At 72.8% G+C, this 8,911-nt stretch carries 6 protein-coding genes; 1 reads left to right on the forward strand and 5 read right to left on the reverse strand.

All coding sequences use genetic code 11. The features are described 5' to 3' along the window. Nucleotides 1-17: 17 nt before the first annotated feature. Together GUY60_RS29300 and GUY60_RS29305 are read right to left on the reverse strand one after the other, a co-directional pair. Complete coding sequence (locus GUY60_RS29300; RefSeq protein ID WP_161703200.1) at nucleotides 18-1,568, reverse strand: acyl-CoA synthetase; 1,551 nt, start codon at nucleotides 1,566-1,568, stop codon at nucleotides 18-20. A 193-nt stretch (nucleotides 1,569-1,761) separates the two neighbouring features. Beyond that, nucleotides 1,762-2,877 (reverse strand): NAD(P)H-dependent flavin oxidoreductase, encoded by a 1,116-nt coding sequence (locus GUY60_RS29305; protein ID WP_161703202.1) that lies wholly within the window; start codon nucleotides 2,875-2,877, stop codon nucleotides 1,762-1,764. Nucleotides 2,878-3,154: 277 nt separating this feature from the next. Between GUY60_RS29305 and GUY60_RS29310 the strand changes: the two genes are divergently transcribed. Further along, the gene (locus GUY60_RS29310; protein ID WP_161703204.1) at nucleotides 3,155-4,948 is read left to right on the forward strand and encodes a serine hydrolase domain-containing protein; all 1,794 of its coding nucleotides are present in this window, start codon (nucleotides 3,155-3,157) and stop codon (nucleotides 4,946-4,948) included. A 5-nt stretch (nucleotides 4,949-4,953) separates the two neighbouring features. Here GUY60_RS29310 and GUY60_RS29315 read toward each other — a convergent pair whose 3' ends face one another. The 3 genes from GUY60_RS29315 to GUY60_RS29325 all read right to left on the reverse strand — a co-directional run. Next, a complete protein-coding gene (locus GUY60_RS29315) occupies nucleotides 4,954-5,844 on the reverse strand; it encodes a hypothetical protein (protein WP_161703206.1) in 891 nt (296 codons plus the stop codon). 86 nt (nucleotides 5,845-5,930) lie between these two features. Next, complete coding sequence (locus GUY60_RS29320; RefSeq protein WP_161703208.1) at nucleotides 5,931-7,493, reverse strand: phytoene desaturase family protein; 1,563 nt, start codon at nucleotides 7,491-7,493, stop codon at nucleotides 5,931-5,933. Between the two features lie 112 nt (nucleotides 7,494-7,605). Then, nucleotides 7,606-8,911 (reverse strand): tetratricopeptide repeat protein (locus GUY60_RS29325; protein ID WP_161703210.1); only part of this gene is annotated, 1,306 nt, incomplete at its 5' end.

The raw sequence follows: 8,911 nt of genomic DNA on the forward strand, positions 1-8,911 counted from the left end.
GTCTCAGACCGCCCCTCTCAGACCGCCCGCTCCCGCCCCTCCCAGTACGGGTCCCGGAGGCGCCGCTTGTACAGCTTGCCGTTGGGGTCGCGGGGCAGCGTGGGGATGAAGTCGACGCTCTTGGGGCGCTTGTAGCCGGCCAGGCGGGCCTCGCAGTGGGCCAGGATGTCGGCGGCGAGCGTGGCGTCCGGGGTGTGGCCGTCGGCCGGCTCGATGACGGCCTTGACCTCCTCGCCCCAGTCGGCGTTCGGGATCCCGAAGGTGGCGGCGTCGGCGACGGCCGGGTGGGAGAGGAGCACCGACTCGATCTCCGCCGGGTAGATGTTGACGCCACCCGAGATGATCATGTCGATCTTGCGGTCGCGCAGGAAGAGGTAGCCGTCCTCGTCGAGCACCCCGAGATCGCCCACGGTGAAGAAGTCGCCGATGCGGTTCTTCCGGGTCTTCCCCTCGTCCTTGTGGTACGCGAAGCCGCCGGTCGACATCTTCATGAAGACGGTGCCGAGCTCACCGGCCGGCAGCCGGTTGCCGTCGTCGTCGAAGACGGCCAACTCGCTGATCGGCCAGGCCTTCCCGACCGTGCCGGGCTTCTTCAGCCAGTCCTCGGCCGTGGCGAACGCGCCGCCGCCCTCACTGGCCGCGTAGTACTCCTCGACGCAGTTCCCCCACCAGTCGATCATCGACCGCTTCACATGGTCGGGGCAGGGCGCGGCGCCGTGGATGGCGTGCCGCAGGGAGGACACGTCGTAACGGTCCTTGGTCTCCTGCGGCAGTGCGAGCAGCCGGTGGAACTGTGTGGGGACCATGTGGGTGTGCGTGCAGGCGTGCTGGTCGATGAGGCGGAGCATGTCCTCGGGCGTCCACTTGTCCATCAGGACGACCGGATGCCCGATGTGCAGCGACGCGCCCGCGAACTGGAGCACGGCCGTGTGGTAGAGCGGCGAGCAGACCAGGTGCACGTTGTCGTCGAAGGGCTTGACGCCGAAGATGCCGAGGAACCCGCCGAGGTACGACTCCTCGGGGAGCTTCCCGGAGAGCGGGCGGCGGATGCCGCGCGGGCGGCCCGTGGTGCCCGAGGTGTAGTTCATGACCCAGCCGAGTGTGCGCTCCTCGGGCGCCGACTCGGGCTGCCCGTCGAGGAGTTCGGCGTACGGGCGGAAGCCGGTGATGCCGCCGACGGCGAAGCGGTGCGTGTCGGGGAGTTCCGCCTCGTCGGCGGCGGCGCGGGCCGCGTCGGCGAAGCGTTCGTGCGCGAGGAGCACCTTGGCGCCGGAGTCGGAGACGATCCAGGCGATCTCGGGTCCGACCAGGTGGTGGTTGACGGGCACGAGGTAGAAACCGGCCTGGGCGGCGGCCAGGTAGGCGGTGAAGAACTCCACTCCGTTGGGGAGGACTACGGCGAGGGCGTCACCCCGTTCGAGGCCGGCCTCCCGGAGGGCGTGCACCATCTTGTTGGCGGCGGCGTGCAGTCGGCCTGCGGACCAGGCTTCCCCGTCCGGGGCGTGCAGGACGATGCGGTCGGGGTCGGCGACTGCCTGCGCCCAGAAGCCGTTGGGGTGGTCGGACATGTTCGGCATCCCTTCTGCGGGGTTCTGTTGATGGCCGAGTGCGGGTTCGTCGTGGCTGGTCGCGCAGTTCCCCGCGCCCCTGAGGCATGCGGCTGCGCCGCGCCTCCCCGGGAGATGGCGCACGGAGTGCCCATCTCAGGGGCGCGGGGAACTGCGCGAGCAACCCCCACCGGGCCGCAGCCGTGAAGACACCTCACCGCCCCGCAATCCGGTTGACCCGGTCGATCGCCCGCTCAAACCCCCGCGTCAACTCGTCGAAGACAACCCGCACACTCCGCTCCGAGTTCATCCGCCCCACGATCTGCCCGACGGGAGTCCCAAGCAGCGCCTCGACCTCGTGCTTCTGGATCCGGGACACCGCCTCCGCGACGAGCAGTCCCTGCAGCGGCATGGGCAGCGGGCCGGGGCCCGTCGGGTCGTCCCAGGCGTCGGTCCACTCGGTACGCAACTGGCGGGCCGGCTTTCCGGTGAGGGCGCGGGAACGCACCGTGTCCGACGACTCGGCGGCGAGCAGCTTCTCGGTGAGTTTGCGGGAGTGCATCTCGGCCTCGGTGGTGGTGAGCCAGATCGAGCCGGTCCACACGCCCTGGGCGCCCAACGCCAGTGCGGCGGCGATCTGTTCACCGCTGCCGATGCCACCGGCGGCGAGCACGGGCAGCGGGGCGACCGCGTCGACGGCGTCCGGGGTGAGCACCATGGTGGCGATCTCGCCGGTGTGGCCGCCCGCCTCGTACCCCTGGGCGACGACGATGTCGATGCCCGCGTCGGCGTGCTTACGGGCGTGCCGGGCGCTGCCGGCGAGCGCGGCGACGAGCACGTCGTGGGCGTGGGCGCGTTCGATGACGTCGGCGGGCGGGGAGCCGAGGGCGTTGGCGAGGAGTTTGATCGGGTAGTCGAAGGCGACGTCGAGCTGGCTGCGGGCGACCTGCTCCATCCAGCCGGTGATGCGCCAGCCGGACGCCTCGCCCTCGGCGAGTTCGGGGACGCCGTGTTTGGCGAGGGTGGCGCGTACGAACTCCCGGTGCGCCTCCGGGATCATCGCCTCGACATCGGCCTCGCTGAGGGCCTGACCCCCTTGGGCCTCCACCTTCTTGGCGGGCATCACGACATCGAGCCCGTAGGGCTTGTCGTCGGTGTGCTCGTGCACCCAGTCGAGGTCGCGTTTGAGGTCGTCGGGGGCCGTGTAGCGGACTGCTCCGAGCACGCCGAATCCGCCCGCTCTGCTGATGGCCGCGGCCACGGCGGGGAACGGTGTGAAGCCGAAGATGGCGTGCTCGACTCCGAGTTTCTTGCTCAGCTCCGTCTGCATGGGCGCAGGATGCCGCAGCGCGTCGGCCGACGGAAGAGGTTTTCTGATGCAGTGTCAGATTCTTTACGGCGCCCGCGTCTTGACCCGCACGCGACGACGCTCGGACGGCACTCGGGCGGCACCAGGAGCACACCAGGCCCGCACCCGGACCGCACCCGGACCGCACCCGCCCAACGGCACTCGCCCCGAACGGGGTTGACACCACCCGCGCCTCGCAAGAAAGTTTCACCTGCCGGATACACGTACGAAAAATACTTTCACGCGGGAGGACGGGGACATGGGGGACGGCCGCGCGGACAGCGACAGAGAGGGCCTGACCCGGCGCCGGATGGGCGCCGGGCTCCTGGCCCTGGGCGGGGCCGTCGCGCTCGTCCCCTTCCCCGCCGGGCCCGCGGCGGCGGCAGGGCCCGGCGCCGAGCGGCCCACCCTGCGGCACGGCCCGGCCGAACGCGCCGGGCTGCTCCCCGGCCAGCTCCGCCAACTCGTCGCCGACGCCGAGAAGTTCCTCGACCCCTCCCCCACGCACCCCTGGTACGCGGGCGCCGTGCTGCTCGCCGGGCGCGGCGGGACGGTGGCCCTGCACCGGCCGATCGGGATGGCGGTGCGCTACTCCGCGTACGAGGAACAGACCGACACCGCCGTGGAGTTCCCGCCCGAGCAGCAGATTCCGGCGGCCGCGGACACCGTGTACGACCTGGCGTCCGTGTCCAAGCTGTTCACCTCGATCCTGGCCGTGCAGCAGATCGAGCGGGGCGCGCTCGGCCTCCAGGAGCGGGTCTCGGCGTATCTGCCGGAGTTCGGCGGCGCGGGCAAGCAGGACATTACGGTCCGTCAACTCCTCACCCACACCTCGGGGTTCCGCGCCTGGCTGCCCCTCTACAAGGAGCCCACGTACGCGGGCAAGCTCCGCCTCATCTGGGACGAGGCGCCGATCAACCCGCCGGGCAGCACCTACCTCTACTCGGACCTCAACCTGATCTCACTGCAACTGGTCCTCGAAAAGGTCACCGGCCGCCCGCTCGACGCACTGCTGCGCGAGGAGATCACCGGCCCGCTCGGCATGACCCGTACCCGCTACAACCCGCCCGCGTCCTGGCGCCCGAAGATCGCCGCCACCGAGGACGCCCGGCTGCCCTGGTCGGGGCTCGACCGGGGTCTGGTGTGGGGCGAGGTGCACGACGAGAACGCGTTCAGCCTCGGCGGGGTCGCCGGGCACGCGGGGGTCTTCTCCTGCGCCTGGGACCTCGCGGTACTCGGCCGCACCCTGCTCAACGGCGGCTCGTACGGACGGGAGCGCATCCTGCGCCCCGAGTCGGTGGAGTTGATGTTCACGGACTTCAACACCGACTTCCCCGGCGACGAGCACGGCCTCGGCTTCGAGCTCTACCAGCACTGGTACATGGGCGCCATGGCCACCCCGCGCACCGCGGGCCACACCGGCTTCACCGGCACGTCCCTCGTCCTGGACCCGACGACCGACTCGTTCCTGGTGATCCTCGGCAACTCCGTGCATCCGGTGCGGAGTTGGCGTTCCGGCTCGGCCCCTCGGGTGGCCGCCGCGAACCGCCTCGCCCGCGCCGTCCCGGTACGCCCCGCGCACGGCCGCACCGCCTGGTACGCGGGCATGGAGAGCGCGACGGCGGCGACCCTCACGCTGCCCGCGCTCACCCTGGCCTCGGACCGCGCCCGGCTGCGCTGCGCACTGTGGTGGGACACCGAGCCGGGCTCCGACGCGGTGTTCCTCGAGGCCTCCGGGGACGGCGGCGCGAGCTGGCGGCCGGTGCCGTTCACGACGCAGCGAACGGGCGCTCCGCCGCGGGAGCACCCGTCCGGTTCCGCCACCGGCTGGTCGGGCCGCGTCTGGCACCGCCTCACCGCCCCGCTCGACGACTGGCGCGGCCGACCGGTGCGGCTGCGCTGGCGGTACGCGACCGACCGGTCGTACGTGGGCCGCGGGGTGTACGTGGACGGGCTCCGCGTGGACGACGGCACGCACACCGCCTTCGACACGTCCCGCCCGGCGGACGCCCGCCGCCTCGAACCGTCCGGGTGGACGCCCTCCGCCGACTGACCCGCTCAGTACTGCTGCGGCGGCTGCTGCTGCTGCTGGTACGGAGCCTGCGGCTGCTGCCCGTACGGCTGTTGCTGGTTCTGCTGCTGCGGCTGCTGGTACGGGGCCTGCGGCTGCTGCTGGTACGGGGCTTGGGGCTGCTGACCGCCGTACGGCTGCTGCTGGGGCGCCTGGTGCTGGGGCTGGTGCTGCTGGGGCGCCTGCTGGTGCTGCTGAGGCGCCTGCGGCTGCTGCTGGTACGGAGCCTGGGGCTGCTCGTACGGAGCCTGCGGCTGCTGGCCGCCGTACTGCTGCTGCGGGACCGGCGCCGCGTGGGCCGCGAGGGAGCTGCCCGCCGGGACGTAGTGCATCCGGCCCGTCGGGTCGGGGACCTGGACGTAACCGGCCTGCTGCAACTGGGCCTCGTACGCGCCGTGCCGCTTGCGGGTGTAGAAGACCATGCCGATGGCGAGGGCCACCGCGAAGACCCAGAACGGGATCCAGAACACCGCGGCGTCGGCGCCGTCGCGCATCAGCCGGAGCAGCACGATCAAGGTGATCGGGATGATGGCGAGGACCCGGCGCTTCTCGTTGTGCCGGCCCGACAGATCGAAGTTGATCTGCGCCTTGAGGAGGTCGGGTGCCTGCGCGGGCAGCGGCGGCACCGGGCCGCCGGTGGCGGCCTGCGGGAACTGCGCCCAGGCCTGCTGAGCGCGCTGGTACGCCTGCGGTTCGGGCACCATCAGAAGCTGGGTGCCACGGTTCACATAGCGGGCGTCCAGGTACTGGTACCCGAACTGCTCGCCGAGGTGCGCCAGGCGCGTCAGCTTGGTCGCGGTCGCCCACATGCTGGTGACCTCGACCGGCGCGCCCTGGGCCATCAGGCTCATCATGGTGCGGACCTGGCCAGTGCTCACGGTTCTCCTCCCCCGGCGGGCAGACCTTGCGCGTTCCGCCGTCGAACCGCCACCCTTTCACACCGACGGAGCAGCGCTGACCTGGCCTACTGGCCGAGCACCGCCATCGCCGCGTTGTGTCCGGGAATGCCGCTCACGCCCCCGCCGCGCACCGCGCCCGCCCCGCAGAGCAGCACGTTCGCGAGCCGCGTCTCCACGCCCCAACGCCCCGTGTCCTCCTGGGCGTACGGGAACGAGAGGTCGCGGTGGAAGATGTTGCCGCCGGGCAGCCCCAGCTCGCGTTCCAGGTCGAGTGGGGTCTTCGCCTCGATGCAGGGGCGGCCCGCGGCGTCCACCGCGAGGCAGTCCGCGAGCGGTTCGTCGAGGTGGGCGTCGAGCTGGGCGAGCGTCGACTTGAGGAGCGTCTCGCGGGCCGTGTCGTTGTCGGCGGCGAACAGCCGGGCCGGGGTGTGCAGTCCGAAGAGGGTGAGCGTCTGGTAGCCCTCGGCGGCGAGCGCGGGGCCGAGGATCGACGGGTCGGTCAGGGAGTGGCAGTAGATCTCCGACGGGGGTGCGCCCGGCAGCCGTCCGGCCCGCGCCTCCGCGTACGCGGCCTCCAACTGGGCGTATCCCTCGGCGACATGGAAGGTCCCGGCGAAGGCGCGGCGCGGGTCGACCGAGCGGTCCTTGAGCCGTGGCAGCCGCTTGAGCAGCATGTTGACCTTGAGCTGCGCGCCCTCGGCCGGGGGCTGCGGCGGTGGGTCGCCGAGCAGTGCGGCCAGGGTCTGCGGTGCGGCGTTCACCAGGACGTGCCGGGCGGCGGCCAGGGACTCCGTGCCGTCGGCGGTGCGGTAGGTGACCTCGGCGGCGGTGCCGTCGGAGTCGATCCGCAGCACCTCGTGGCCGGTGCGCAGCTCGGCGCCCGCGGCGCGCGCGGTGGCCGCGAGGGTGTCGGTGAGCGCGCCCATGCCGCCGACCGGCACGTCCCAGTCGCCGGTGCCGCCGCCGATGACGTGGTACAGGAAGCAGCGGTTCTGGCGCAGCGACGGGTCGTGCGCGTCGGCGAACGTGCCGATCAGGGCGTCGGTGAGGACCACCCCGCGGACCAGGTCGTCGGCGAAGCGGCCCTCGATCGCGGCGCCGATGGGCTCGTCGAACAGCATCCGCCAGGCGGCCTCGTCGTCGACGCGCTCGCGCAGCTCGGCCCGGCTCGGCAGCGGCCCGGTGAGCGTCGGGAACACCCGTCCGGCGACCCGGCCGAGGGTCCCGTAGAACTCCTGCCAGGCGGTGAACTCCCGGTCGGATCCGGTGAGTTGACGGAACGCCTCCCGGTTGCGGCCGCTCTGCCCGGTGACGAGCAGCCCGGTCGTCCTGCCGTCACGGCCCGTCGGCGTGTACGAGGACACGTCGCGTTTGCGCACGGCGAAGTTCAGGTCGAGGTCCCGCACGATCTTCTTCGGCAACAGGCTGACCAGGTACGAGTACCGGGACAGCCGGGCGTCCACCCCTTCGAAGGCGTATGTGGACACGGCGGCGCCACCGGTGTGGTCGAGCCGTTCGAGGACGAGCACACGGCGGCCGGCGCGGGCCAGGTAGGCGGCGGCGACGAGACCGTTGTGGCCACCGCCGACGATCACGGCGTCGTAGACATCGCGGGCTTGGGTAGGCATGGCTCTTGCTAACACGCCGGGCGGGCGCGGGCCAGGTGTAGGGCGTCCCTCGGTGCGGCGTCGTACGGGGCGGCGTACGGGCGTCGTACGGGGCGGGTCCGGGAGACAGGACCTAGCGGCCGCGCAGTGTCGCGATCCTCCGGTACACCTCGGCGGCCTCCGCGCCGCGGCCCAGTTGCTCCAGGCAGTGGGCCTCGTCGGTGCGGGCGCCCAGGGCGTCGGGGTGGTCGGCGCCGAGGGCGCGTTCGCGGGCCTCGGCGACCGTGCGGTACTCGGTGAGCGCGTCCGGCCAGAGACCGAGCCAGCCGAGGCCGACGGCGACCTCGCGGCGGCTGACCAGGGTGTCGGGGTGGTCGGGGCCGAGGACGCGGACGCGGGCGGCGCAGACCTCGCGGGCCTCGTCGAGCGCTTCGGGCCAGCGGCCGAGGCGGCCCAGGTTGACGCCGAGGCCGTGCCGGGCGCGCAGGGTCTCGGGGTCGTGCGGGCCGTGGACGCGGGTGCGGTCGTCGACGAGGGCGCGGTAGAGGCCGAACGCCTCCGCGCTGCGGCCGAGGCGGCCGAGGCTGATGCCCACTTCGTAGCGCGCGGCGAACGTCTCCGGATGGTCGGCGCCGAGCGCCCGCACGCGCGCCTCCGCGACCTCCTGGTACGTCTGGAGCGCCTCGGTCCAGCGCCCCAACTGGCCCAGTACGTACGCCACTTCGTACCGGGTGACCAGAGTGTCGGGGTGGTCGGCGCCGAGGACGCGGGCCCGCGCCTGTGCGACCTCCTGCGCCGTGCGGTGGGAGTCCTCCAGACGGCCCAGGCGGCTGAGGTTGTACGCGAGGTTGTGGCGGCAGCGCAGGGTGTCGGGGTGGTCGGGGCCGAGGTGCGGGGAGCTCTCCCGCCCGGCGAGCACGGCCGTGTACACCTCGTGGGCCTCGAAGTACCGCCCGAGGCGGCCGAGTACGTACGCAATCTCCTGGCGGGCGGCGAGCGTGTCGGGGTGGTCGGCGCCGAGTGCGCGCTCCCGGCCGCGGGTGACGTGCTCGTACTCGCGCAGGGCGTCGGCGGCGCGGCCGGTGCGGCTGAGGGTGAAGCCCATCTCGTACCGGCTGGCGAGGGTGTCGGGGTGGTCGGGGCCGAGGGCCTGGGCGCGGGCGGCGGCGACCTCGCGGTGCACATCGGCGGCCTCGTCCCAGCGGCCGAGGCGGCCGAGGTCGAGGCCCGCGTCGTGCCGGCTCGCGAGGACGGCGAGCAACTCCGGTGCGGGCGTGGGCCGTTCGGGCCGCTTGGCCTGTCCGGCGTCCGGGGTGCGGCGGCCGTCGATACGGGAGATCCACTCGCCGGTGAGCCCGCCGGCCGCGTCGAGCGGCAGGCCGCGCAGGTCGACGGCGCCGGTGGCCTTCGGGCCTGTGGTCATGCCGCGGGTCCAGGAC

Source organism: Streptomyces boluensis (genome assembly GCF_009908195.1).
Classification (GTDB): domain Bacteria; phylum Actinomycetota; class Actinomycetes; order Streptomycetales; family Streptomycetaceae; genus Streptomyces; species Streptomyces boluensis.